At 69.8% G+C, this 24,565-nt stretch carries 19 protein-coding genes, 3 tRNA genes and 1 pseudogene; 14 read left to right on the top strand and 9 right to left on the bottom strand.

Features of this window, described 5'->3' with window-relative positions; translation table 11 throughout:
- Window positions 1–31: 31 nt before the first annotated feature.
- The 5 genes and pseudogenes from MUN78_RS11595 to MUN78_RS11575 all read right to left on the bottom strand — a co-directional run bounded on the left by MUN78_RS11595 (window position 32) and on the right by MUN78_RS11575 (window position 4,435).
- The gene (locus tag MUN78_RS11595) at window positions 32–1,354 is read right to left on the bottom strand and encodes a metal-dependent hydrolase family protein (protein ID WP_244726582.1); all 1,323 of its coding nucleotides are present in this window, start codon (window positions 1,352–1,354) and stop codon (window positions 32–34) included.
- Between the two features lie 33 nt (window positions 1,355–1,387).
- Complete coding sequence (locus MUN78_RS11590) at window positions 1,388–2,542, bottom strand: ABC transporter substrate-binding protein (RefSeq protein WP_244726580.1); 1,155 nt, start codon at window positions 2,540–2,542, stop codon at window positions 1,388–1,390.
- Between the two features lie 181 nt (window positions 2,543–2,723).
- Window positions 2,724–2,843, bottom strand: a pseudogene (locus MUN78_RS11585) (flavin-dependent oxidoreductase); the annotation flags it as partial.
- A 2-nt stretch (window positions 2,844–2,845) separates the two neighbouring features.
- Window positions 2,846–3,346: a GNAT family N-acetyltransferase gene (locus MUN78_RS11580; protein WP_244726578.1), complete on the bottom strand. Its 501-nt coding sequence runs from the start codon at window positions 3,344–3,346 to the stop codon at window positions 2,846–2,848.
- 39 nt (window positions 3,347–3,385) lie between these two features.
- Window positions 3,386–4,435 carry an LLM class flavin-dependent oxidoreductase gene (locus MUN78_RS11575; protein ID WP_244726576.1) on the bottom strand — a complete coding sequence of 350 codons (1,050 nt, stop codon included), beginning with the start codon at window positions 4,433–4,435 and terminating at the stop codon, window positions 3,386–3,388.
- A 181-nt stretch (window positions 4,436–4,616) separates the two neighbouring features.
- On the opposite strand from MUN78_RS11575, the gene MUN78_RS11570 reads away from it, so the two are divergent.
- The 5 genes from MUN78_RS11570 to MUN78_RS11550 all read left to right on the top strand — a co-directional run bounded on the left by MUN78_RS11570 (window position 4,617) and on the right by MUN78_RS11550 (window position 10,102).
- Entirely contained in the window at window positions 4,617–5,378 is a 762-nt protein-coding gene (locus MUN78_RS11570) for an ABC transporter ATP-binding protein (RefSeq protein WP_244726574.1), read from the top strand.
- On the top strand, window positions 5,375–6,766 hold the full coding sequence (locus tag MUN78_RS11565) for an ABC transporter permease (RefSeq protein ID WP_244726572.1): 1,392 nt from the start codon (window positions 5,375–5,377) through the stop codon (window positions 6,764–6,766). The genes MUN78_RS11570 and MUN78_RS11565 overlap by 4 nt, the downstream gene beginning before the upstream one ends.
- 125 nt (window positions 6,767–6,891) lie before the next feature.
- Window positions 6,892–8,418 (top strand): leucyl aminopeptidase family protein, encoded by a 1,527-nt coding sequence (locus MUN78_RS11560; RefSeq protein WP_244726570.1) that lies wholly within the window; start codon window positions 6,892–6,894, stop codon window positions 8,416–8,418.
- 13 nt (window positions 8,419–8,431) lie between these two features.
- Entirely contained in the window at window positions 8,432–9,736 is a 1,305-nt protein-coding gene (locus tag MUN78_RS11555; RefSeq protein ID WP_429952325.1) for a M18 family aminopeptidase, read from the top strand.
- 81 nt (window positions 9,737–9,817) lie between these two features.
- Window positions 9,818–10,102, top strand: a complete 285-nt coding sequence (locus tag MUN78_RS11550; protein ID WP_244690066.1) for a hypothetical protein — start codon at window positions 9,818–9,820, stop codon at window positions 10,100–10,102.
- Window positions 10,103–10,120: 18 nt separating this feature from the next.
- Here the strand turns inward: MUN78_RS11550 and MUN78_RS11545 are convergent, their stop codons facing one another.
- The gene (locus MUN78_RS11545) at window positions 10,121–11,077 is read right to left on the bottom strand and encodes an Lrp/AsnC family transcriptional regulator (RefSeq protein WP_244726567.1); all 957 of its coding nucleotides are present in this window, start codon (window positions 11,075–11,077) and stop codon (window positions 10,121–10,123) included.
- Window positions 11,078–11,336: 259 nt separating this feature from the next.
- Between MUN78_RS11545 and MUN78_RS11540 the strand changes: the two genes are divergently transcribed.
- The 5 genes from MUN78_RS11540 (at window position 11,337) to MUN78_RS11520 (ending at window position 18,932) form a co-directional block, all read left to right on the top strand.
- The gene (locus tag MUN78_RS11540; protein ID WP_244726565.1) at window positions 11,337–12,689 is read left to right on the top strand and encodes an MFS transporter; all 1,353 of its coding nucleotides are present in this window, start codon (window positions 11,337–11,339) and stop codon (window positions 12,687–12,689) included.
- 76 nt (window positions 12,690–12,765) lie between these two features.
- Window positions 12,766–14,475 carry an amidohydrolase gene (locus MUN78_RS11535; protein WP_244726563.1) on the top strand — a complete coding sequence of 570 codons (1,710 nt, stop codon included), beginning with the start codon at window positions 12,766–12,768 and terminating at the stop codon, window positions 14,473–14,475.
- Entirely contained in the window at window positions 14,472–16,121 is a 1,650-nt protein-coding gene (locus MUN78_RS11530; RefSeq protein WP_244726561.1) for a thiamine pyrophosphate-dependent enzyme, read from the top strand. The genes MUN78_RS11535 and MUN78_RS11530 overlap by 4 nt, the downstream gene beginning before the upstream one ends.
- A gap of 26 nt (window positions 16,122–16,147) precedes the next feature.
- Entirely contained in the window at window positions 16,148–17,146 is a 999-nt protein-coding gene (locus MUN78_RS11525) for a C-terminal binding protein (protein WP_244726559.1), read from the top strand.
- A gap of 211 nt (window positions 17,147–17,357) precedes the next feature.
- Window positions 17,358–18,932, top strand: a complete 1,575-nt coding sequence (locus MUN78_RS11520) for a zinc-binding metallopeptidase family protein (RefSeq protein WP_244726557.1) — start codon at window positions 17,358–17,360, stop codon at window positions 18,930–18,932.
- A gap of 43 nt (window positions 18,933–18,975) precedes the next feature.
- On the opposite strand, the gene MUN78_RS11515 is transcribed toward MUN78_RS11520, so the two are convergent.
- Window positions 18,976–21,018 (bottom strand): primary-amine oxidase, encoded by a 2,043-nt coding sequence (locus MUN78_RS11515; RefSeq protein WP_244726555.1) that lies wholly within the window; start codon window positions 21,016–21,018, stop codon window positions 18,976–18,978.
- A 294-nt stretch (window positions 21,019–21,312) separates the two neighbouring features.
- On the opposite strand from MUN78_RS11515, the gene MUN78_RS11510 reads away from it, so the two are divergent.
- The 4 genes from MUN78_RS11510 (at window position 21,313) to MUN78_RS11495 (ending at window position 22,304) form a co-directional block, all read left to right on the top strand.
- Window positions 21,313–21,385 (top strand) — tRNA-Glu (locus MUN78_RS11510).
- 31 nt (window positions 21,386–21,416) lie between these two features.
- Window positions 21,417–21,493, top strand: a tRNA-Asp gene (locus MUN78_RS11505).
- A gap of 66 nt (window positions 21,494–21,559) precedes the next feature.
- Window positions 21,560–21,632 (top strand) — tRNA-Phe (locus MUN78_RS11500).
- Window positions 21,633–21,716: 84 nt separating this feature from the next.
- A complete protein-coding gene (locus tag MUN78_RS11495) occupies window positions 21,717–22,304 on the top strand; it encodes a hypothetical protein (protein WP_244726553.1) in 588 nt (195 codons plus the stop codon).
- A 454-nt stretch (window positions 22,305–22,758) separates the two neighbouring features.
- Here MUN78_RS11495 and MUN78_RS11490 read toward each other — a convergent pair whose 3' ends face one another.
- Both MUN78_RS11490 and MUN78_RS11485 read right to left on the bottom strand, forming a co-directional pair.
- Window positions 22,759–23,610 carry a hypothetical protein gene (locus MUN78_RS11490; protein ID WP_244726551.1) on the bottom strand — a complete coding sequence of 284 codons (852 nt, stop codon included), beginning with the start codon at window positions 23,608–23,610 and terminating at the stop codon, window positions 22,759–22,761.
- A 44-nt stretch (window positions 23,611–23,654) separates the two neighbouring features.
- Complete coding sequence (locus tag MUN78_RS11485) at window positions 23,655–24,482, bottom strand: hypothetical protein (RefSeq protein WP_244726549.1); 828 nt, start codon at window positions 24,480–24,482, stop codon at window positions 23,655–23,657.
- Window positions 24,483–24,565: the final 83 nt, after the last annotated feature.

The following is a 24,565-nucleotide window of genomic DNA, read 5'->3' as shown; positions in this document are numbered from 1 at the left end:
CGACGCCCCGCCTACACGCGGTGTCCCGGCGTCACCACACGAACTCGCCGTCCCGCACGGTGAGCTTGCCGTCGCAGTACACGCGGGCGTGATGGGCCGCGTCGTAGACGACGTCGGCGCTGCTGGTGGGATCGGCGCGCAGCACGAGCAGATCGGCCAGCTTCCCCGCCTCCAGCGTGCCGAGCGCGTGCGACATCCCCACGGCCTCGGACGAGACCGCGGTGGCGGCGTGCACGGCCTGCGGCACGGTCATCCCGTACTGCACGAGCGCCCGGAACTCCCGTGCGCTGTACTCGCCGTACTTCGTCAGCGGCTCGTACACGGTGTCGGATCCGAGGGCGATCTTGACACCGGCGGCGAGCGCCGTGCGGAAGCTCGCCTCGGAGGCGGCGCTGTAGGCCTCGCCGAATTCCTCCGTGCGCTCCTGATAGAGGTCGCGGTACAGGAAGGCCTCGGGCCTCACCGGCGCGCGCGGCTCGTCGCCCAGCGGGATGAAGTCGCGGTACCAGTTGATGATCAGCTCGAGGGTGGGGACGAGAATGGTGCCGCGCTCGACCATCTTCTTCGCGAGGGCCTCGTCGATCTCCTCGCCGTGCTCGATGGTGTCGCAGCCCGCGTCGATCGCCATCTCGATGGCCTCGCGGTTCTCGGCGTGGGCGGCGACGATGGTGCCCTTCTGCCGATGGGCCTCCTCGACGCACGCGCGCAGCTCCTCCATCGAGTAGTGCACGTCCTCGATGCGGTCGTGCGGCCAGTTGTCGCCGCCGCTGACCCAGATCTTGATCGCGTCGGCGCCTTCCCGCAGATTGCGGCGCACCGCTTTCCTCACCTCCTCGGGGCCGTCGGCGACGATGCCCCAGACCCCGTGCTCGGCGACGTAGTCCGGGGTGAACTGGAAGAGGTCGCCGTGGCCTCCCGTGCGGGTCAGGCCCGGGCCGCACGCGACGACCTTCGGCCCGGGGATCTGCTGCTCCACGAACAGCCGCTTCAAGTAGAAGCCGTTCCACGATATGTCCCGCACCGTGGTGAAGCCGCGCTTGAGCAACTGCTGAGCCTCGTAGACCGAGCGCATCGCCTTGAGGCCCATCGGCTCGGCCACGACGCCGATCTCCTGGTCGTCGACCTCGGCGCGGCCTCCGGAGAGATGGACGTGCGCGTCGACCAGGCCGGGCATCACGTAGTGCCCGGGCAGCCGGACCTCCTCGACGCCGTCGCGCGGCGCGTAGTCCGCCATGTCCCCGATTCTCGCGATCCGCGCTCCGAGCACCTCGAGGAACGCGTGCTCGCGCACCGGTCCGCCCGTGCCGTCGACGACTGCGATATCGCAGAGGACGAAGCTGTGCCGTTCGGTCATCGCGACTCCTTCGCCTGCGGGTGCACTGGGGGCCTAGGCATTGATCACGCCGACGAACGCCTCGACGTAGCGCTTCGTCTCGGCCGAGGTGAGCTGCCGGAAGTCGAAGATCCGCTTCGCGTCCTGCTCGGAGGGGAAGAGCATCGGGCTCTCCGCGAGCCGCGAGCCGAGCTGCGCGAGCTCTTCGCGCACCCCGTCGACGGGCGGCACGGAGGCCGTGTACTCGACGACCCTCGCCATGATCTCCGGCTGGTAGTAGAAGTCGATGAGCGCCTCGACGTCGGGCATGCGGTCCGTCCCCCTGGGCACCTGTATGGCGTTCACGTACTTGGTGCCGCCCGGCTCGGGGATGACGAACGCGAAGAGCTCCTTGCCCGCCTCGTCGTTGAGCACTTGGATGTCGCCGGACCAGCACATCGCCGCCCAGATCCGGCCCGACTGCAGATCCTGCGTGTACTGATTGCCGGTCGCCTGGGCGTACTGCCCGCTCGTCAGGCGCTCGTGCACCTGATCGAGCGCCGCGTCGAACTGCGCGTCCCCCCAGTCGCCCGAAACGTCGACTCCCTGATCCAGCAGGGTCAGGCCGATCGTGTCGATCATCTCGGTGAGGATCCCGACCTTCCCGCGCAGCTCGGGCCTCGCCAGGTCCGCGACGCTGCGGATGCCCCTCGGGTAGAGCTCCGTGTTGTAGCAGAGCCCGGTCATGCCGCCCATCCAGGGGATGCTGAACTTCCGGTCCGGATCGTAGGACGGGTGCGCCATCAGCTCGGACATGTGGGAGAGATTCGGGATCCGAGAGTGATCGAACTCCTGCACCTGCTCGTTGGCGATGAGCCGCGCGGTGAAGTCGTCGGCGAAATTGAAGAGGTCGTAGCCGGGGAACTGCCCCTGATCCAGCTGCTCCCGGATCTTGGCGTAGAAGGTGGCGCTGTCGTTGATGTCCTCGAAGTAGTCGACGGCGATCCCGGACTCCTCCGTGAACTGCTCCAGCGTGGGGTACGCGCCGGACTCGTCGTCGTAGTCCATCGTCATCGTCCAGTTGCCCCAGACGAGCGGTGCGCCTCCCTGGCCGGCGCCCGCGCAGGACGCCAGGGAGGCGACTCCGAGGGCGCCGATGCCCACCCCGGTGAGACGGAACAGGTCGCGGCGGCTGAGATCCAGCCGCGCGCGGGTACGGAGCGCGCGCATCTTCACACCTTCCCGCCGGTGCTCGCGACCGGGCACCTCGATGCTACGAGCGGGGGAGGCGCTGCGGACATGCCGATTCGCCCGGGCCCGCATGACGATCCGTTCCGGTCCCGGACCCGGTCGCATCTGCGTGGGAGGTCCGGGCGCGCGGAGCGTCAGGCCCGTCGCCGCGCGGTGGCGCTCAGATCGCGTCGCCCGTGACGGGCCCCTCCGTGTTCGGCTTCCAGCCGAGGGCCGGCGCGACGTGCTCGGCGAAGGCCTGCAGCACGTGCAGGTTGTACTCGGGGCCGAGCTGATTCGGGTCTATTGGTGTTCCTCATACAGTGCTTTTCGCATTCGAAAGTTCACGAGCTTCACTCCTTGCTTGACAGGTTCCTGTCGGTGCTCAACGAAGAATCCGTGTCTCTCGAAGAAAGGTCGAGCAGTGATGCTGACATCGGCAGTGAGGCTTGCCGCGCCGAGTTCTCTCGCTTGCCTTTCCGCCTCCTCAAGAAGCGCGCGCGCCACTCCTTGTCTCTGGTGTTGGGGATCAACAAACATCATGTCGATGTATCCATGCACATTGACATCGGAAAACCCAACGACCTCACTGTTCGCAGTGGCGACAAAACTGTTTCGCTTGCGCATGGCGAGGTGCCACCCTGTGGCATCTCGCTGGCCCGGTTGGGCCCAGGCCTGGACTTGCTCTGGCGAGTAGTCAGCCGCAGCGGTCTTTGTGATCGCCGCCGTGAAAATCCTCAGCGTGGTCGTAGCGTCGTCAGCCTGGTAGGGGCGGATGCTTGGGTGTTGCGGAGTCGTACTCACAGTTTCGTCAGTCTACCTAGACCCCAAAGGACACTGGCCTTAGATCGCGTATCCCTCGACGGGGCCCTCTGTGTTCGGCTTCCAACCAAGCTCAGGCGCTACATACTGGGCGAACGATTCCAGGATATGTACACAATAAGCAACACCCAACTGGTTCGGGATCGTGAGCATCAGGGTGTCCGCGGCCATGACGGCCTCGTCGGCCCTGAGCTGCTCGATGAGCCGGTCGGGAGTGTCGGCGTAGGTCTTGCCGAAGGTGGACCTGAAGCCGTCGATCACGCCGATCTGATCCTGCCCGTCGCGCCCGCGCAGCCCGAAGTACTGCTCGTCCTCCGCGCTCACGATCGGGAAGACGCTGCGGCTCACCGAGACCCGCGGCGTACCGCGGTGCCCGGCCTCCCGGTACGCCTCGCGGAACCCCTCGATCTGCTGCCGCTGCAGCACGTGGAAGGCCTCGCCGGTCGCCTCGGTGAGCAGCGTGGAGCTCATGAGGTTGAGCCCCTGGCGCCCGACCTGCTCCGCGGACTCGCGGGATCCCGCGCCCCACCAGATGCGGTCGCGCAGACCGGGGGAGCGCGGCTCGATCGGCAGCCGCCCGGGCGGTGCCATCTGCGGGTCGCTCTCGGCGAGCGCCTCGCCGTCGACGGCGCGCAGGAAGAGCTCGAACTTCTCCCTGGCGAGGTCGGCGCCCCGCGGATCCTGCGCCCCGTGATACCCGAAGTTCTCGTAGCCGCGCAGCGCGGGCTCGGGGGACCCCCGGCTCACGCCGAGCGCGATCCGGTTCTCGGCGATGAGGTCGAGCGCCGCCGCCTCCTCGGCGAAGTACAGCGGGTTCTCGTACCGCATGTCGATCACGCCGGTGCCCACCTCGATGCGCCGCGTGCGCGCGGCCATCGCGGTGAGCAGCGGGATCGGTGATGCCGCCTGCCGCGCGAAGTGGTGCACGCGCACGTACGCGCCGTTCACGCCGATCTCGTCGGCGCCCTCGGCGATCTCGATGGTCTGCCGCAGCATGTCGCCGGCCGTCCGCACGCGCGAGCCGGGGACGGGGCCGTAGTGCCCGAAGGACAGGAATCCGAATGCTCTCATGCGGGGTGCAACGGCGCCGGCCGAAATATATTCCCGCGCATATAAATCCGCGCCGCCGGGCTCGCGCCGCCGGGCTCGGCCGCGCGGTGCGGCCGGTACCGCCCGACATGGCACCCCGGCACCATGCGGACGGTACCCCGGGACGATCCGCGGGATCGCGGGCGCCGCGTAGCTTCGGGGCATGGACATCCTTTCGAGCGATATAGGAGCGGTCGCGCGCGTCGCGCACCTCGGCAAGCACTACGGGACGGGAGGACAGCGCGTCACCGCGCTCGACGACGTCTCGATCGGGATCAGGCGCGGCCAGTTCACCGCGATCATGGGGCCATCGGGTTCGGGCAAGTCGACGCTCATGCACGTCATGGCCGGCCTCGACACCGCGAGCGAGGGCCGCGTCTGGCTCGGGGACGACGAGATCACCGCGCTCGGCGACGCCGCGCTCACCCGGCTGCGCCGGCGCCGCATCGGCTTCGTCTTCCAGGCCTTCAACCTCGTGCCGACGCTCGACGTGATGGGCAACCTCCGGCTGCCTTTCGAACTCGACGGCCGCGGCCCCGACACGGCCGAGCGGGAGCGCATCGCCGCGCTCGTGGCCGCGCTGGGGCTCGACGGGCGGACCGGGCATCGCCCGCACGAACTCTCGGGCGGGCAGCAGCAGCGCGTCGCCATCGCGCGCGCCCTCGCCACCCGCCCCGACGTGATCTTCGCCGACGAGCCGACGGGCGCCCTCGACTCGCGGACGAGCCGCGAGGTGCTGCGCCTGCTGCGCTCCGCCGTCGTGGAGACGGGGCAGAGCATCGCGATGGTCACCCACGATCCGGTCGCGGCGAGCCACGCCGACCGCATCCTCTTCCTGGCGGACGGCCGCATCATCGACGATCGGGAGGCCATGAGCGCGGCGCAGATCTCCGAGACGATGCTCCGCCTGGAGACCGCGGCGTGAGCGCGGCCGGGCTGCGCGAGCACGCCGCGACGATCGTCGTCGCCGCCCTCGCCTCGCTGTTCGCGTCCACGCTGATCCTCGGCACCGGCGTGCTCACCGCGGCGCTCGATCCCGACCTCATCGCGGAGTCGGGCACCTACCGGCTCGTGCTCCTCATGGTGTGCGCCATTTTCATCGTGATCGCGCTGTACGTCGGCGCGGTCGTGACCGCCAACACCTTCGCGACGATCATCGCGGGCCGCACCCGCACGATCGCTCTCCTGCGGCTCATCGGCGCGAGCGCCGCCCGCGTGCGCGCCCGCGTCGCCGCCGAGGGGCTCGCCATGGGCGCCGTGGGGGCCGCGATCGGTCTCGCGCTCGCGACCGCGATCGTCGCCGGCGTCGCGAGCTGGGGGCCGGGCCTCGGATGGCTCCCCGAGGGCCGGGAGTACCCGCGCTTCGATCCGCTGGCCGTCGCTGCCGTCGCCGTCGTCGCGCTCACGACCTGGGCCGCGGCCTGGGCGGGATCGCGGCGCGTCGGCCGAGTGTCGCCGATCGCCGCGACGGGCGCCGCCGTCGAGGAGCGGCCCGAGGAGGCCCGCGCGCATCGCGGCCGCACCGTCGGCGCCTGGATCCTCATCGCCGTCGGCGCGGCTCTCCTCGCCCTCGGCGTGCTGCTCGGACTGCTGACGCCGCTCGCGCTGCTCGTCGCGTTCTGCGGCGGACTGTGCTCCTTCACGGGCATCGTGCTCGGCGCGCACGTCATCATGCCGCCCCTCCTGCGGTTCGCGGGGCGCGCCACGGGCCGCGGTCCGAGCGGGGCGCTCGCGGCGGCGAACGCCGTGCGTTTCCCCGAGCGGAGCGCACGGGCGACCATCGGCCTCGTGGTCGGCGTCACCCTCGTCACCATGTTCGCCGTCGCCCTCGACAGCTACCGGAGCATGACGCTGCTCGCCTTCGCCGACGATCCGACCCTCGCCGGCGAGCTCGAGAGCACGCTCGCGATCACGAGCGCGATCCTCACCGCGCTCGTCGGCTTCTCGGCGATCATCGCCGCGGTCGGCCTCATCAACACCCTCTCGCTGAGCGTGCTGCAGCGGCGGCGCGAACTCGGCCTGCTGCGGGCCCTCGGCTTCACGGCGGCCCAGGTGCGGCGGATGATCGTCGCCGAGAGCGCCCAGCTCACGCTCACCGCCCTCGGCTTCGGACTGCTGCTCGGGATCGGCTACGGCTGGATCGCCGCGCAGTCCCTGCTGGGCTCCCAGAGCGGGATCGCGCCGCCGACGATCCCGTGGCCGGTCGTCGCGGGCGTCGCGGGGTTCGGGATCGTCCTGGCCGCGCTCGCGGCGCTCGCCCCGGCGCGGCGCGCGACGCGGGTGTCGCCGGTCGCCGCGCTCGCGGTCGACTGAGCGCGGCGCCGCCCGCGGGCCGCGGGCCGCGGGCCGCGGGCGGCGGAGCCGCGGCCTGCGACGCCGCGGCCTGCGGATCCCGAGCCCGGGCCTGCGGGCCCCGGCGGAAGACTAGGCTGGAGACCATGAGCGTTGTGATTGACCCCGCATTCGATCCGGTCCCCTCCCTCGCGCGCACCACCCGCGTCGCCGTGTCCGCCGAGGCGCCGCGCGACCCCGGGGCGCTGGCCGTGCTCGTGACCGCCTCCGGGGCGCTGCCCGAGGGGCTCGACGGCGTCGACCGCGGCGGGCTCGAGGCCGCGGGCTTCACCGGCGCCGCGAATCAGACGCTCGTGCTCCCCGGTGCGCCGCTGCGCATCCTCGTCGGCTCCGGCGAGGGGATCGAGACCGACGCGCAGCTGCGCGACGCCGTCGCCGCATTCACCCGCGCGGCCCGCGAGTGCGACCGGATCGCGGTCGATCTCACCGGCGTGCTCGACGGCGGGGACTGGGACGTGGAGGTCGCGGTGCAGGCCGCGATCGAGGGCGCCGTGCTCGCGCGCTACCGCTACGACGCGCTCAAGAGCGAGCCGAAGACCGTGCCGCTCGAGGAGCTCGCGCTGCGGCTGCCGGCGGATCGCGCCGAGGCGGCCGAGGCCGGCATCGAGCGCGGGCTCGTGCTCGCCCGCACGGCGGCCATCGCCCGCGACCTCGCGAACACGCCGCCGCGCCATCTGAGCGCCGTGAAGTTCGCCGAGGTCGTCGAGCGGCTCGCGCCGGAGTTCGGCCTGACCGCCGAGGTCTTCGACCGCGAGGCGCTCATGGAGCTCGGCACGGGCGGCCTGCTCGGCGTCAACGCCGGCAGCACCGAGGAACCGCGGATGATCAAGGTCTCCTACCGCCCGGCCGACGCCGAGGGGCATCTCGCCCTCATCGGCAAGGGCATCATGTACGACTCCGGCGGGATCAGTCTGAAGCCCTCCAACGCCATGCACGCCGCGATGAAGTTCGACATGATGGGCGCCGCCGCGGTCTTCGCCGCGATGACCTCGCTCGCCGAGCTCGGCGCCACGACGGCGGTCACAGGCTGGCTGATGTGCACCGACAACATGCCCTCGGGCAGCGCGACGAAGCTCGGCGACGTGCTCACCATCCGCGGCGGCACGACCGTGGAGGTCAAGAACACGGACGCCGAGGGGCGTCTGGTGATGGCCGACGGCCTGGTGCTCGCCACGGAGGAGGCGGTCCGCCCCGACGCGATCGTGGACATCGCGACACTCACGGGCGCCGCGATGGCGGCGCTCGGCACCCGGACCGCGGCGATGCTCGCGAACGACGACGCGGTCGCCGCTCAGCTGCAGGCCGCGGCGGACGCGAGCGACGAGAACATCTGGCGGCTCCCGCTCGACCACCGCTACCGCGATCAGCTGAAGTCGAACGTCGCCGACCTCTCGAACATCGGCGGGCAGTACGCCGGAGTGATCCTCGCGGCGCTCTTCCTCAACGAGTTCGTGGACGGGCTGCCCTGGGGCCACCTCGACATCGCCGGCACCATGCAGGCCGAGAGCGACGACCTCTGGCGTTCCACCGGCTCGACCGGGTTCGGAGCCCGCCTGCTCGCCGAGTTCGCCGCGGCATTCGAGAAGCCGGTCGACGGCGCGGCGGGGGAGTAGCGACGTGCCCGGGCTGCTCGCCCAGCGCGACGGCTACATCGATGCGCTCGCCGGTTTCGTCTCGGCGTCGCCGAGCTCGTACCATGCGGCTCGGAGCGCCGCCGACGCGCTCGCGGCGGCCGGCTTCGCCGCGCACGACGAGACGGCGGCGTGGCCCGCGCTCGAGCCCGGCGCCCGCGGCTTCGTCGTGCGCGACGGCGCGATCATCGCGTGGCGGGCGGGCGCAGGCATCACGGCGACGAGCCCCGTGCGGATCCTCGGCGCGCACACCGACTCGCCCGGTTTCGTGCTCAAACCCGAGCCCGACTTCGTCTCGGACGGATGGGCGCAGGTCGGCGTGGAGATCTACGGCGGCCCGCTCCTGAGCTCCTGGCTCGACCGGGATCTCGGCTTCGCCGGCCGCGTGGTGACCCGGGACGGCGCCGAGCATCTCGTGCGCACCCGCGCCGTCGCCCGCATCCCGCAGCTCGCCATCCACCTCGACCGCGAGCAGAACAGCGGGCTCGCCCTCGACCGGCAGCGCCACGTGCAGCCCGTGCTCGCCGCGGAGGCGACCGGCGTCGGGGTGTTCGATCTGCTCGCCGAGGCCGCGAACGCGGTCGCGCCCGGCAGTGCGCCCGCCGTCGCAGCGGAGGACATCGCCGGCACCGACGTGCGGCTGTACGACACGCAGCGGGCCGAGCGCATCGGCGTCTCGGGCGAGCTCCTCGCCTCGGCGCGGATGGATAATCTGAGCTCGACCTTCGCCGGGCTCACGGCGCTCCTCGAATCGGAGCCCGCCCCCGGCACGATCGCCGTGCTCGCCGCCTTCGACCACGAGGAGCTCGGCTCGGCGTCACGCTCGGGCGCCTCGGGACCGTTCCTCGAGGAGGTGCTCGGCCGTCTGCGCGCGGGGCTCGGCGCGGACGCCGAGGCGGCCGCCCGAGCACTCGCGTCCTCGTGGTGCCTCTCGGCGGACGCCGGCCACTCCGTGCACCCGAACTACGGCGAGAAGCACGACCCCCGGGTCCGCCCGCTCGCGGGCCGCGGCCCGATGCTGAAGACGAACGCGAATCAGCGCTACGCCAGCGACGCCCACGGCGCGGCGCTCTGGCGCGCCGTCTGCGCGGAGGCCGGCGTCGCGACGCAGACCTTCGTCTCCCACAACACGGTGCCGTGCGGCTCCACGATCGGCCCGCTCACGGCCACGCGGATCGGGATCCGCACCGTTGACGTCGGCGTGCCGCTGCTGTCGATGCACTCGGCCAGGGAGCTCGCCCACGTCGACGACCTGCACGGCCTCGCCCGCGCCGTGGGGGCCTTCTTCGCCCGGGCATGACGCCCGGGCTCGACGATCCGGCCGTGCGCCCGCGCGGAGCGCCTCTGTTCCCGCGGCGGGAGGATTCGCTAGGATCAAGCCATGAGCGAGATGCAGCAGGCAGGGAACGGGAGTGTCGCGCTGACCCGCACTGCGCTCGCACCGAGCGTGCAGCGCATCGGGGACCGCGACATCGAGATCACGTTCCTCGGGGACAACGCGCAGGGACTGCCCACCTGGATCATGTGGAGCGCCGATGAGCCCTATCTCATCGGCATGCTCTGCCAGGGCAAGATGGGCTACCACTTCGAGCAGCGCACGAGCACGGGCGTGCTCGTGCACGAGAACATCTCGCTGAGCCGCGTGCAGCGCGCGCTCGGCGGCTGAGCCCCTGTCCCGACCGGCTCAGCCCTGCACGAGCACGCGGCCGAGGGTGCGCGCGTAGTCCTCCTTCACCACGTCGTAGTGCGTCCACGAGTCGAGGGCGCTGACGCCGGGCAGCGAGCGGATCGCGTCCATCACGGCCAGCAGGTGGGCGGGGGAGGAGCCGACCATCGTCGCGATGAAGTCGAAGCTCCCGTGCGCGCGCGTGGCAAAGTCGATGTCGGGCGACTCCATGATGTAGCGGCGGATCGGGTCGGGATCGCCGCTCACGGTGATGCCGACGCCGATGGCGAGCCGGTTCCGGGAGATCCCGCCCGACTGGATCGCGGAGATGCGGATGACGCCGGAGTCGATGAGGCGGTGCACGCGCGCCCGCGCCGACGACGGCGACAGGTGCACGGTGTCGGCGAGCTCCCGGTAGCTCGTGCGGCCGTCCTGCTGCAGCACCGCGATGAGCTCGTAGTCGATGCGGTCGAGCGCGACGTCGTTCCTGCCGTGCGAGACGAAGAATCCCTTGAAGACCTCGACGTAGGTCGACACGAGCACGCGGCGCACCGACGGCATGCGCCGCACCTCGTCGAGCACCTCGAGCAGCTCGCGGCTGTCCCCGTGCCGGGTCTCGAAGACGAGGGGGAACGGTCCGCTCGCCATGGAGACGAAGACCGCGTCGGGGAACTCCGCGATCTCCCGGGCGATGGGGCCGACCGGTCCGTCGACCTCTGCGCGGGCGTGCACGAGGAGATGGTGCCCGACGAAGCCCGGGTCGAGCGCCGCGACGATCCGCAGGCCGCCCGCGCCCGTGAGGCCGCGCAGGCGCTGCGCGACGAGGTCCCTCGAGGCTCCGAGCCGCTGGGCGAGCTCGTGGATGCTCGCGCGGCCGTCCGCCTGCAGCGCGCGGATGAGCGCGGCGTCCAAGGCGTCGGGATCGTGGCCGCGGGTCGTGCCGTGCGGCGCGACGCTCCGGATGGCGGGGCGCATGGGGTCCTCCCTGGGGGCGGGCGGGCGCCGGACGACACCCGCTCCCAAAATACGCTGATCTGAGCGGCTCCGCACGCATTCCAGCGGTGAAGCGTGGCTCCATCCCGCCGAATTCTGATGAAACACGCGAGAAGTCTGCGAATCCACGGTACCCGACCGGGTGTTGGCGCACGTTTCGCGCGCGCAATCCGTCGCGCTGATCTACAGTCGAGGCAGTTGCCGCGCGCACGGCGCGATCCTCTAAGCAAGGGAGCTTCTCATGTCCACAGCAACCGCACCGGTGAATTCGCACCGCAGAGCGCTGAAGTCGGGCTTCGCCGCGGCCGTCGGCACGACGATCGAGTGGTACGACTTCTACGTCTACGCGACCGCCGCCGCCATCGTCTTCCCGAGCGTCTTCTTCCCCGAGCTCGACCGCGGCCTCGGCACGCTCGCCTCCTTCGGCACCTACGCCGTGGCGTTCTTCGCCCGCCCGCTCGGCGGCATCATCTTCGGTCACGTCGGCGACAAGCTCGGCCGCAAGCCCGCCCTCACGATCACGCTGCTGCTCATGGGCATCGCCACGACCCTCGTCGGCGTGCTGCCCGGCTACGCGACGATCGGCATCTGGGGCCCGATCCTGCTCATCATCCTCCGCTTCGGTCAGGGCCTCGCGGTCGGCGGCGAGTGGGGCGGGGCGAGCCTCATGTCGGTCGAGAGCGCCCCGCCGAGGTTCAAGACCTTCTACGGCGGCTTCACGCAGCTCGGCAACCCCCTCGGCGCGCTCATGGCCTCCGGCGCCTTCTGGATCCTCGCCGCGATGGGCGACGACGTGCTCATGACCTGGGGCTGGCGCCTGCCGTTCCTGTTCAGCATCGTGCTCATCGGCGTGGGGTTCTGGGTCCGCTACCGCGTCGAGGAGACCCCGGTCTTCGAGGCGAAGATCGAGGGGCACCAGCAGTCGACGCCGATCCTCTTCGCGCTCAAGAACAACTGGTGGCCGATGCTCCTCGGCTTCGGCATCATCGCCATGTCGTCGGGCGGCTACGTGCTCGCCACGACCTTCGTGCAGAACTACGCGACGAGCCCCGAGATCGGTCTGGCCGCGAGCGTCATCCTCGGCGCGATGACCATCGCCTCCTTCGTCGAGGCCGTCGTCACCCTGCCGCTCGCGTGGCTCGGCGACAAGGTCGGCGCCAAGACGATCATGATCCTCGGCTCCGCGCTCTCGCTCGTCGCCGTGATCCCGCTCGTGCTCTTCATCGATAACCACAACGTCGCGATGATCTACCTCTTCGTGTCCGTGCTGCGCCTCACGCTGAGCGGCGCGTGGGCGCCGCTGTCGACGCTCATGGCCCAGATGTTCCGCCCGCAGGCGCGCTACACCTCCATGTCGCTCTCCTACGGCATCGGCGCCGCGGTCTGGGGCGGGCTCTCGCCGGCGATCGCCTCGGGGCTGCTCGCCGCGACGGGGAATTTCTGGACCGTCATCGCGTTCTTCGGACTGCTCGCGCTGCTCGCGATCCTCGGCACCGTGTTCGCCCCGCAGCACTCCGACACCGCTCCCGCCACGGGCTCGCTCAACGCCAGGCTCGACACGACCGCGGTCGACACGAGCGCCGCGGAGCGCTGACCCGTTCCGGCGGCCCGCGGGCTCCCGCGGGCCGCCGGCCCACCCCATCCATCCCACCGAGAGAACAGGCCACACCGTGCGACAGCTCGCCACCTACGACGCCCGCGATTCGATCCCGACGATCGTCACCGCGGCGCGGATCCTCACCGTCGACGCCGAACGACCCGAGGCGGAGGCGTTCCTCGCCGCGGGCGGGCGCATCCTCGCGGTCGGCTCGCTCGCCGAGGTCGAGGCGGCCGCCGCCGAGGCCGGGCTCTCCCCGGAGCGGGTCGACCACCCGGGCGCGACCGTGGTCCCCGGCTTCATCGACGCGCACGCGCACCCGCTCATGTACGGCCAGATGCTCACCTGGATCGACGTCTCCCCGGCGAAGGCCGGGTCGATCCCCGAGATCGTGGAGCTGCTGCGCGAGGGCGCGGCGAAGCTCCCGGCGGGCGCGCCGATCCGCGGCTACGGCTACGAGCAGCGCAACCTCGCCGAGCGCCGCCACCCCACCCGCCAGGAGCTCGACGCGGTCGCCGCCGACCGCGAGGTGTACATCATGAACGCCTCGGGTCACGGCGGCGTGGTGAACAGCTTCACCTTCGAGAAGTTCGGCATCACGCGCGACACCCCGAACCCGGAGGGGGGCGAGTTCTTCCGCGACGCCGACGGCGAGCTCACCGGCGAGCTCTCGGACGCGGCCTGCAACGTGCTCACCGGCCTGCACGGCGTCAAGATCGGCCACCACGGCCCGAACTTCCACCTCGGGGACGAGCCGGCCGAGCACCAGCGCCAGCTCGACCTCGTGCAGCGCGAGTTCCTCGCGGGCGGGGTCACGGCGATCGGCGACGCGCAGGTCTCCCAGCGCGAGCTCGCGGCCTACCTCGAGGCCGCCGACCGCGGGGCGCTCGACATGCGCGTCTCCATGTACTTCCTGTCCCACCTCGTCGACCAGGTGCTCGAGCTCGGGCTCACCGGCCCGTTCGGCAACGCCTTCCTCTCGGCCACCGGGATCAAGCTCTACGCCGACGGCACGCTCGGCGGCTGGACCGCCTACTTCCCCGAGGGGTACGTCGGCGATCCGTGCCGCACCGGCCAGCTCTACCACGAGCCGGCCGAGTACGCGGACCTCGTGCGCCGCGTGCATGCCGCGGGCCTGCAGACCGCGACGCACGCTCAGTCGCCGACGGCGATCGCGATGGTCGTCGACGCGATCGAGGCGGCGCTCGCCGAGCGGCCGGACCCCGACGCCCGGCACCGCATCGAGCACTGCGGATTGCCGACCCCCGAGGACATCGGCCGCATGGCGGCCCTCGGCATCCGCCCCGTCAATCAGACCCAGCACTACTACAACTGGGGCGAGGGCGTGGAGCAGGCGATCGGCACGCCGGGGGAGCGCTTCAACCCGCTCGGCGAGTTCGTCGCGGCCGGTGTCCCTGTCACCATCTCCTCCGACGCTCCCGTCGCCGAGCCCCGGCCGCTCGAGGCGATCCAGGCCGCCGTCACCCGCGTGACGCGCCGCGGGCACCAGCTCGGCCCGGACTCCCTCCGCATCAGTCCCGAGGCCGCGCTCCGCGCGCACACCCTCGAGGGCGCGATCACGCTCGGCCGGGAGCGCGAGCTCGGCTCGATCGAGGTGGGCAAGCGCGCCGACTTCGTGGTGCTCGGGGCGAACCCGCTCGAGGTCGCCGGCCCCGAGATCGCCGCGATCCCGGTTCGCGAGACCTGGGTGGACGGCAGTCGCCGGTACGCCGCGGATTCCGCCGTCGCGGGATCCGCCGCCGTCGCGGAGGCGGGGCGATGAGCGCCGTCGCGCGCACCGAGATGCGCCGCACGACCGGTTGGGTCGTCATGGAGACGCTGCGCGGTTACGGCGTCGACACCGTGTTCGGGATCCCGGGCACGCACAACCTCGAGCTCTACCGCCCCCTCGGCGCGCTCGGGATCCGCCCCGTCACCTCCCGTCACGAGCAGGGCGCCGGCTACGCCGCCGACGGCTGGTCGCTGCAGACCGGGCTGCCCGGCGTCGTCATCACGACGAGCGGGCCCGGCCTGCTGAACGCCCTCTCGGCCGCGGGTACGGCCTACTGCGAGTCGCGGCCGATGATCATCGTGTCGCCCGGGCCCGCCCGCGGCGCCGAGTTCGCGGACGTCGGCACGCTGCACGAGACGAAGGACCAGCTCGCCGCGGCCGCGGCGATCGTGGAGTGGGGGCGGCGCGCCGCCACCGCCGAGGAGGCCGTCGAGGCCGTGCACGACGCCTTCGCGCTCTTCGCCACGGGCCGACCGCGCCCCGTGTACCTCGAGATCCCGCTCGATCTCCTCGAGGAGGAGGCGGGCGTCGACGCCGCCGCGCTCGCCCCGCGCGCCGCGGCCCCCGTGCCCGCCCCCGATGCGGCCCGCGTGGCCGAGGCGGCCGAACTGCTCGCCGGCGCCTCCGCCCCCGTGATCCTCGCCGGCGGCGGCTCGCGCCGCGCCGCGACGCAGCTCCGCGCGCTCGCGGAGCGCCTCGCGGCGCCCGTCGTGACCACGCTCAATGCGAAAGGGGTGCTGGACGAGCATCACCCGCTCGCCATCGGCTCGCACCTCAGGCTCGCGGCGGCCCGCGAGGCCGCCCGCGACGCCGAGGTGCTGCTCGTCGTCGGTTCGAAGCTCGGCGAGGCCGAGCTCTGGGCCCCCCGGCTCGAGGCGGCCGGCCGGGTGATCCGGATCGACCTCGTCGCCTCCCAGATCGACAAGAACCAGGCGGCCGAGATCGGCCTCGTCGGCGACGCCGCCGCCTCCCTCGACGCCCTCCTCGCGGCGCTCGACGCCCTCCCGGGCGGCGGGGCCGCCGCGCCGGAGATCCGCGAGCGCGCCGAGCAGCGCGTCGCTCGGATCCGCGAGGCCGTGCGCGCGGAGTCCCTCGAGCTCTCGGCGGAGAACACCCGCCTCGCCGAGTCCATCGCCGAGGCGCTCCCCGCGGATGCGATCGTCGCCACCGACTCCTCGCAGATCGCGTACTGGGGACTCCTCGACGCCCTGCGCTCCTCCCGACCGAATTCGACGCCCTACATGGCGACGTACGCGACGCTCGGCTACGGCCTGCCCGCGGCGATCGGCGCCCGCATCGCCGAGCCGACGCGTCCCGCGTTCGTGGTGACCGGCGACGGCGCGCTGATGTTCTCCGTCCAGGAGTGCATCACCGCCGTCGAGCAGGGGCTCGACGTCACCGTGATCGTCGTCGACAACGGCGGCTACGCGGAGATCAAGCAGAACGAGGCGGACGCGGGCATCGCGCCCGTCGGCGTCGAACTCGCCCAGCCCGACTGGGCGGCGCTCGCCGCCGCATTCGGCGGCACGGGCCGCCGGGCGGGCAGCCGCGCGGAGCTCGCCGAGGCCGTCGCGGCGGCGGTGGCCTCCGGCGGCCTGCAGCTCATCCACATCGATCAGGCGTCGTTCGCGGCCTAGCCGCCGCACGCGACGGGGAGGATCCCATGCAGGAGAACGGGACAGCGGGGACGCGGATCGCCGTCTACACCGACACCGACGACACGGACGTCGCGCAGGGCGTGCGGCTGCTCGAGGAGGCGGGCTTCACCGTCCGCCGACTCGACACCCGCGACCCCGCCGAGATCATCGCGGGCGCGCAGGGCGCCGAGGTGCTGCTGCCCGGCTACGCGGCGATCACCCGCGAGATCATCGAGGCGCTGCCGAGCCTCCGGCTCATCGCGCTCATGTCGATGGGCTTCGACTACGTCGACCTCGAGGCCGCGAGCGAGCGCGGGGTGTGGGTGACGAACGTGCCGGGCGCCGCCACCGAGGAGGTCGCCACGCACGCGCTGGCGATCCTGCTCCACGCGAGCCGGCAGCTGCCGTTCTACCTCGCCTCGGCGACGCCCGAGGACTGGAACGCGCGCGCGGCGACCCCGCCGCCGCGGCTGAGCGAGGCGACGCTCGGCATCGTCGGGCTCGGCAAGATCGGCCGCGAGCTCGCACGGCTCGCCGGCCCGCTCTTCGGGCGGGTGCTCGGCACCGACCCGCTGCTGCCCGACACCCCCGAGACCCGCGCCCAGCTCGCCGAGCTCGGCATCGAGCGCGCGGAGCTCCCCGAGCTGCGTCGCTCCGCCGACGTGCTCTCCCTGCACCTGCCCCTCACGGCGGAGACCGAGCGGATGGTCGACGCCGGCTTCCTGGCCGAGATGCCCCGCGGCGCGGTGCTCGTCAACGTCTCCCGCGGCGCGCTGATCGACGAGCCGGCGCTCGCCGCCGCGCTCGACGACGGCCACCTCGCGGCGGCCGCCCTCGACGTGCTCTCGGAGGAGCCGCCGGCACCGGGCCATCCGCTGCTCGGACGCGACGATGTCGTGCTGACGCCGCACATCGCCTACTTCTCGGCGCGCACCGAGACCGAGTACGTGCGCATTCAGGCGCAGAACGCCGTGAGCCTCGCGCGGACGGGGGAGCCGGACTCGCCGGTGAACCGTCCCGCGTAGGCGGCGTGCGGGTTGCACCCTGGGGCCGCATTCCTGCCCGTCGCGTGTCCCGTCCGATCGCGTGCCGTCCGGCAGCGCGATCCCGGCACCGGAGCCCGGCTCCTGTCGCCGCCGTCCGCGCGGCCCCGCTCCCACCCGGTCCGCGCAGCTCCGGCGGCGCGACCCCGGCACCGTCCGGACCGATCCCATCCACCACTTCGAAAGGACCCCCGTGACCGAGCTCACCGCCGAGGCGAAGGAGACCGCGCGCGCGTGGATCGACGCGCACCTCGATCAGCTCACCGACTGGCACACCCGTATCTGGGAGCTCGCCGAACCCGCGTGGCGCGAGTACCGCTCGCAGCAGTGGTACGTCGAGCGACTGCGCGCCGAGGGCTTCGAGGTCGAGGACGGCTCGGCCGGCATGCCGACGGCGTTCAGCGCGCGCTGGTCGAACGGCGACGGCCCGACCCTGCTCACCTACGCCGAGTACGATGCGGTGCCGGGCAACAGCCAGGCCGCGACCACCACCGAGGCCCCTCGCGAGGGGCTCACCCGCTTCGCGCCGGGCCACACCGATCCGCACTCGGTGCTCGGCATCTCGACGCTCGCCGGCGTCCTCGCCGCGAAGCACGCGATGGAGCGTCACGGCATCATGGGCACCCTGCACTACACGGGGGAGCCCGCGGAGAAGATGCACGGCTCGAAGGTGGTGCACGGCCTCCGCGGCTACTACGACGACGCCGACGCGATCGTCTCCTTCCATCCCTTCTACATGCTGCCGCTGTGCAACACCGCGCGCTGGGACACGCAGTGCGGGGCGTACTACAGCAAGGTCTACAGCTTCGTCTGCGACCACCCGGAGACCTGGCAGCTCTCGAGCGCCGACCCGAACTCGCCGATCCCCGCCTCGCACTCGGCCGCGCGGGCGCCCGGCGCGAATGCCTCGCTCATGCAGATGTACACGGCCTCGCGCACCATGCTCGACTCGATGCTGCCGGCGACGGGCGGCTGGAGCTTCTCCGACGCGATCCTGAGCGACGGTCAGGCGACCGCGGACAATCTGCCGCAGCGGGTCGCCCGGATCCAGTTCTCGTGGCGCACCCCTGACATCGAGATGGCCGAGCACATCCTCGCGGTCCTCGATCGCAACGCCGCCGCCGCCGCGACCATGGGGCACTGCGCGCTCGAGGAGCGCTGGATCGCCCGCAGCCGGCCGGGCCGCACCAACCACGCCATGGCATCGGCCCTCTACGCGAACCTCGAGGAGGTGGGCGCACCCGTCTACGGCGCCGAGGCCGTCGCGGTCGCGCAGGAGATCCAGCGCTCCCTCGGCCTCGAGCCGAGCGAGCGGCCGTTCCTCGCGGAGACGGAGCAGCTCATCGAGCCGCAGGAGGCGGAGCGGGCGCTGCGGGAGCACATGCCCGCGTGGCAGCGGAACTGGACGAGCGACGACTACGTCGAGATGAGCCACTACGCGCCGCTCGTGCGCTTCTACGTGTCGCGGCCGGCGTTGCAGCCGGTGCCCGGGGCCGGGCCGTATCCGGCGTGGGTGATGAACGCGCTCGGCGGGATCCCCGAGACCATCGCCCCCACGATCGTGACCGCGGGCAAGACCGTCGCCGGGACCTTCCTCGATCTCCTCACCCGCCCCGAGCTGCTGGCGGAGGCGCAGCGGGAGTTCGCCGAGCGGACGGCCGCCGAGCCGATGCCCGCGCTGCTGCCGGCGGACTTCGCGCCGCCGATCGAGCTGCCCTGGCCCGACTATCGGACGGATCCCGCGGGCGGCGGGCACCGCCACTGGTAGCCGGTCGCGCGGCCCGGATCCCGCCGGATCCGGGCCGCGCTGTTCAGTGCTCCGTCGCGGTCTTCCCGCCGGCGCCGTGGTCCGCGGGGTGTCCGCCCCCGCCGTGCCCGTCTGCGGCCTCGCCGTGGCCGCCTGCGGCCTCGCCGTGGCCGCAGGTGCAGGATCCCGCGCCGCCGGCGCAGCAGGCGCCCGAGCCCTTCGCGGGTGAGCGCGGTGCGTCGAGCGCGGGGTTGCGGTCGAAGAAGCCGAAGGGCTTCAGCGTGAAGGCGACCTTGTCGACGGGCATGATCGGCCAGTCCTCCGCGCGGGTGATGTGGTGGATGCCGAAGACGTACCAGAGCACCACATCGGTGTCGACGAGACCCTCGTCGTCGGCGATCCACGCGCTCATGCCGTTGCCGAGGTCGTCGGCCGACTGCGTCGGGTAGTCGCCCGCCGGCCACATCTCCGCGTCGTGGTGCCGCGTCACCCAGAGCTGATTGCCGATGACGGGATTGCGGCGGAGGATCGGCGAGGCCTCGTCGAACATCGCCGGGAACGAGCCCGTCGGCACGAGCTTGTAGGCCGTCGGCGCGCCCCAGGCGTTCAGGCGGCCCGGGTTCTGCACCTTCCAGGCGCGCTGCCGCTCCCAGTCGTAGCGGCGCCCGGCGTCCCGCTCCGAGGCGATCACGGTGCCGCGCGTGTTCAGGTCCAGACCGAAGGGGTTCGCGTCGCTGATCGGCGCGGGCAGGGAGTCCGATTCGACGACGGTGTTGCCGCCCCCGTCGACGTCGAGATCGAGGTGCGCGACGAGGAAGTGCTGGTGGTGCGGCGCGTAGGTGCGGCGGTCGATCACGGTGCCCGTCGGGTGAGCGGCCGCCTCGTCCTCCATCGGCGTGGAGACCATGATCCCGGTGGCGCGGATCTCGCACTCGATGTTGCCGTCGGGATAGAAGCGCCAGTAGACGAGGTACTCGTAGTTCGCCACCGTCGCATGGACGGAGACCACGAAGCGGCGCATGCGCCGCACCTCCGTGCCCGCGTCGGGGTCGACGTGCTTCCAGAGCACGGCGTCGTCCTCCTCGTGGAGACAGATGACGTTCTTCGTCACGACGGGTTCTCCCGCCGTGTTCGGCAGCACCCCGTCGAGGTAGGTGATCTCGCCGAGGCAGTCGCAGCCGAGTTCGAGCGAGGTGCACATGTAGCCGAGGCCCCACTCGCCGATGTCGAAGGCCGTGCGGCGGTAGTGGTCGAAGCTCGAATCGCGGTAGGGCACGATCATCTCGGCGAGGGACATGCGGTAGGCGATGTCCCGGTACTCTTCGCCGTCCTTGAAGCGCAGTTGGTAGAGCACGGGCCCCTCGCGGTAGTTGAAGCCGAGTCGGAACTCCCAGTCCTGCCAGCGGATGCGCGAGCCGTCGAGCTCGAAGGAGACGCCTTCGGGCTGCACGATGTCGAGGGGCTTCAGGTCCGTGCGCGGAGCCTCGCCGCGCAGCTCGGGGACGTACTCGGCGTCGACCTCGGGGAAGCCGCGGTCGTGGCCGTCGTCGATCTCGAGCACCTCCAACGTGTTGACGTCCACCACGATCTTCAGCCCGCTCACCGGGTGCGCGTACGGGTTGCCGCCCGGGGCGGCGCGCTTCCAGATGTCGACCCAGCCCAGACGGCGGTCGCGCCACTGCGGCGGCATGACGGCGTTGCCGTAGGTCCACAGGTCGAAGAGCACGAGCTCGGGGTCGATGCCGCGGGCCGCGAGCACGGCGCGCACCCCGGCGTCGGCGCGCAGGGCGACGTCGCAGTCGTGGTACTCGTCGACGGTGAAGTTGGGGGTGACGCCCGGCACATGGGTCCAGGATTCGAGCGCGTCGTCGCTGAGGTTCGCGACGGCCTCGTAGACCTCGTTGCTGCGCTTGTCCCAGAGCACCGCGAGGGCGCGTCGGACGATCGGATCCCCCTCGCGCCAGGCGAGCACCTCGGCTTTCGGCGGTTCGCGGAGGATGATCGAGGCGTAGCGCCAGGAGCCGTCGATGCCCCGCTCGCGGGCGAGCAGCGCGGAGGTGCGGGAGAGTTCGTCTGCGGACAGCGAATCGAGCGGGTGGGATCCCATGGCGTCTCCATTTCTCGGGCGTCGCGGCGTCGCGGTGCATCCGCTCCCACTGTGCCACGCCGGCGCAGGCTTGGGAAGACGGTGCGGGCGGTCACTCCCGGGGGTCGGCGCCCGGTCCGCCGGGGGATCCCCAGTGATCCCCAGTGATCCCCAGTGATCTCCAGTGATCCCCAGCGATCTCCGGGGGTCGCGGCGGACGACACGCCAGGGATGCGCGCTCGTGGGGGCTCGATTTGCGCGGGCGAGGCGTTCCGGCATAGTATTTCATCTCGGTAGCAAGCGAGAAATCGCTTCGGCCCCATCGTTTAGCGGCCTAGGACACCGCCCTTTCACGGCGGCAGCACGGGTTCGAATCCCGTTGGGGTCACTGACACCGAATACAATTGAATACACATTATGGCCCTGTGGCGCAGTTGGTTAGCGCGCCGCCCTGTCACGGCGGAGGTCGCGGGTTCAAGTCCCGTCAGGGTCGCCAGATGAAGAGCCCTTCCCTTGGGAAGGGCTTCTTCGTCTCAGGCGATCGCCATAGCGGTGATTGTCCGGCTCTGTAGCTCAGTTGGTAGAGCGCACGACTGAAAATCGTGAGGTCACGGGATCGACGCCCGTCGGAGCCACTGCGGGAGTATTACGCCCGCTCCGAACCCCCTCCTAGCTTCTACATGGAGGGGGTTCACTTGTGTTTCAGGAGTTGAACAACGATGATGTCGCTCGCTCAAGGTGCGTTGGTGTGGTGTACGGTGGTGTTCGGCCTGGCCGCTGTCGTCTTCGTCGTGCTCGTGAGCATGATTTTGATGGCGCGCATCGTCCTGGAGGCGGAGCCGCGGATCATACGCGCTGCGCTCGCCGTGCTCTATGCTGGCGCGTTGTTCTGGCAGTTCATCTGGGTATGGAATCCTGCCGCCTTGTTCGCTGCCTTCGAGCGGTCACTCCTGGCTTCTGATGCTGCTGCGGGCGCTGCACATAACCAAGCGCTCGATGCCGTCAGTGACTACTTCTGGGGTGTCGTGATCGCCTTCCTGGGGGCATTCGCGGCCGCCGGAGAGATGGTCGCCCAAAGCGCTGCGAGCAGGTACTATCGTGCATTGATTAGGGGGCTGGCGCTCGCTGTTGTGATCGCGAGCTTCGTTTTCTTGATCGTTGGCCTCAGGGAAGTGCTGCCCTTCTATCTCTACCCAGAGGGCTGGGTGCCGGCTGTAGCGGTCATCGCCCTTCCGCTCATCATCTCTTGGCTGCCATCCGAACGGCTGAGGGTATTTCCGGAATCGGGGTCGAGAAGCCTTGCGTGAAGCATCCTATTCTGCTGTTTGAACTCCATGACGTGGCGTGCGAGGTCTCCTTCTGCCGATCAGGAATCTTGTTCGAATCGATTGTCTGAAAATCGATCTCAGTCGCACGCTGCACAAATGCCCGAAACATCCTTCAGGATGAAGCAGCTGGAGCACACTTCACGTGAGGGGGTCGACGACTTTCGAGCTCGCTCGCCATTGGCGGGCTCTCCGTGGTCTGGGAGGAAGACGTACCAAGTGCCTTGTCGAGACTTGCTGGGGTAGGCGTCTTGTGCGCCTGAAAGCGTAAGGGCCTCTGTTTTCGACCCGTAACCAAGGTATGCCGGTGCGTCTGACCCAGCTGGTCGAATGCCTCGACCCGGTAGTTGAAGTTCGGGGGTCCTTCTCGCCTCTTCAGTAAGCACCCATGTGCTTGACGGCTCACTGTCTTCCTGACTGGTCTGGGGAGGGGGTCCTACCGTGTCTCCTTAAGCGGTGACCAGCCGTACCCCTGACGTTCGCGGGCGAGCCAGAGCTCTCGTCTTTCCCGGGCTTTCTTATCTTGGCCGATTGACCACTCTTTGCCATTTCGAGAGGGCATGTACCCGGCATCTTTCAGGAGATGCTTTGCGAGCCGTCGGGGGAGGACGAGGGCCTCCATGACGTCGCTTAACCGCCAGATCGGTTTCGTGTCCAACCAGTTTCTAAGCGTAAGAGCTGAAGTGATGTGTCTTGAGATCAAATCCCTACTGAATTGTGCGTAGCGCTGGGTGCGTGTGATATTTCTCCTTGTGCCCGCCAGTTTGCGGAGGTTTGCGAGGAGCCAGCCGACTAGTGCGCTGAACACGAATGAGGCTGATTCTGAGAGCAGCCACCCCGTAAGCTCCTCCATAAGGGAAGTGCCTGCGCCACCGAATCCGCCTCTGTATCGGATGATGATGGTCGATGAATCGAAATTGGGGAAGTGGTCGTCGACCACCCTGCGCAATTGATTGATCGTGATCTTCGTAGGGATAGTTTGCGGCAGGGGCAGCATCTCTAACTCCCCATACGGGCCATATGCAAAGAAAATATGTTGCACGGCATCGCGGTCAGCTAGCTCGTAACTATCCGCATCGAGATCGCGTCGGAGAACAGAAATGTCAGTTCTTACGGCGCTCTCGTGTTCTTGAAAGCCGAGTATGTCCATCTCACGACTCAAGTCCCAAAGGATCGTGTGAATGGAATCATCTGGATCGACGTCGCAACGCACAATCTGAGTACGAGGGGCGCTTGGGGGCAGGCGCGGATCCTCTTTCCAATAGCCAAGATCAATGATAAGCGTCACTTGCTCAACTGAATTAAGCGCCATTCTGCAATCTCTCCCTTGGGTTAGTCATCGGCTAGTGGTAGCTGTCTTGCGCTTGGCTCGGCGTCGATCCATTCCTGATAACGGAGCGCATACTTTTCAGGTCGACCTAGTCGCCAAGTTTGGTCCTCAAAACGCTTGACATAACCCAATGCGTCAAAAATTTCCTCCATTGTTGAGACCGAGACGCCAAGCTTCTTTGCAGCTACCGTGCTGGTCCACTCATCCCTAGTGGCGGCCCAAAACCGAATGGTCTCTGACCCATAAATTCCTCGTTTTACAAAGCTCTGGGCTATTTGGCGAGCTTTCGAGGTCAAACGTAGTTCTTTGCCACCGACTCCTACTAAAGCAATCAAGTTGCCAATTCCAATCCAAACAAGGTTGGAGATGAGGTCCGGAAGTGGGCCAACTTGTCCCACCCCCTGCATCGGAATTGCCAGAATGACTCTAGGGTCGTTCTCTAGGTATCCAGCACTGTACGCACGATCCAGGTCTGAGAGTGTCGCAAGATCATTGGCGTAGGGTAGCGGCGCAAAATGAACGAGTTCGTCCTCGGACTCCCACATCCCAACTTGCTCAAGAGCGTGATTCTCGAAGGGAGCGTCACGCTCGACCGCGACAAGTAGGGAAAACTTGCCCCCATGAGGGATTGAACCGTTCGAAATGTGGCTTTCATCGTGTCCGGCTAGAACCTCGTCTACTAGCTCAAATATGGGGCTCTCCTCGTTAAAAGGAGCAGTTCTTGATGCGATCGGTATGAGGTGGCCGGGTTGGACTGGCTGAGCCTTGGTGATTAGCGAGGCAAACGCATCGATCGGCAGAACACAAATAGTTCGAATGGCATATGTCATTGTGATTCTGGCCTTTCTGCCTTACTCGGTACTCTCATCATGTCATTGTGTGTGGCTCGCACAATTGCGGGCACATATCAGCA

It is taken from the genome of Leucobacter allii (genome assembly GCF_022919155.1).
Taxonomy (GTDB): domain Bacteria; phylum Actinomycetota; class Actinomycetes; order Actinomycetales; family Microbacteriaceae; genus Leucobacter; species Leucobacter allii.
This window is presented reverse-complemented; position numbering and strand designations above follow the sequence as displayed.

Bases quoted from the DNA above. Each gene is read 5' to 3' on its own strand.
- MUN78_RS11590 (WP_244726580.1), bottom strand. From the start codon at position 2,542: ATGCGCGCGCTCCGTACCCGCGCGCGGCTGGATCTCAGCCGCCGCGAC.
- MUN78_RS11515 (WP_244726555.1), bottom strand. From the start codon at position 21,018: ATGGGATCCCACCCGCTCGATTCGCTGTCCGCAGACGAACTCTCCCGC.
- MUN78_RS11550 (WP_244690066.1), top strand. From the start codon at position 9,818: ATGAGCGAGATGCAGCAGGCAGGGAACGGGAGTGTCGCGCTGACCCGC.
- MUN78_RS11495 (WP_244726553.1), top strand. From the start codon at position 21,717: ATGATGTCGCTCGCTCAAGGTGCGTTGGTGTGGTGTACGGTGGTGTTC.
- MUN78_RS11560 (WP_244726570.1), top strand. From the start codon at position 6,892: ATGAGCGTTGTGATTGACCCCGCATTCGATCCGGTCCCCTCCCTCGCG.
- MUN78_RS11540 (WP_244726565.1), top strand. From the start codon at position 11,337: ATGTCCACAGCAACCGCACCGGTGAATTCGCACCGCAGAGCGCTGAAG.
- MUN78_RS11525 (WP_244726559.1), top strand. From the start codon at position 16,148: ATGCAGGAGAACGGGACAGCGGGGACGCGGATCGCCGTCTACACCGAC.
- MUN78_RS11570 (WP_244726574.1), top strand. From the start codon at position 4,617: ATGGACATCCTTTCGAGCGATATAGGAGCGGTCGCGCGCGTCGCGCAC.
- MUN78_RS11545 (WP_244726567.1), bottom strand. From the start codon at position 11,077: ATGCGCCCCGCCATCCGGAGCGTCGCGCCGCACGGCACGACCCGCGGC.
- MUN78_RS11485 (WP_244726549.1), bottom strand. From the start codon at position 24,482: ATGACATATGCCATTCGAACTATTTGTGTTCTGCCGATCGATGCGTTT.
- MUN78_RS11530 (WP_244726561.1), top strand. From the start codon at position 14,472: ATGAGCGCCGTCGCGCGCACCGAGATGCGCCGCACGACCGGTTGGGTC.
- MUN78_RS11595 (WP_244726582.1), bottom strand. From the start codon at position 1,354: ATGACCGAACGGCACAGCTTCGTCCTCTGCGATATCGCAGTCGTCGAC.
- MUN78_RS11575 (WP_244726576.1), bottom strand. From the start codon at position 4,435: ATGAGAGCATTCGGATTCCTGTCCTTCGGGCACTACGGCCCCGTCCCC.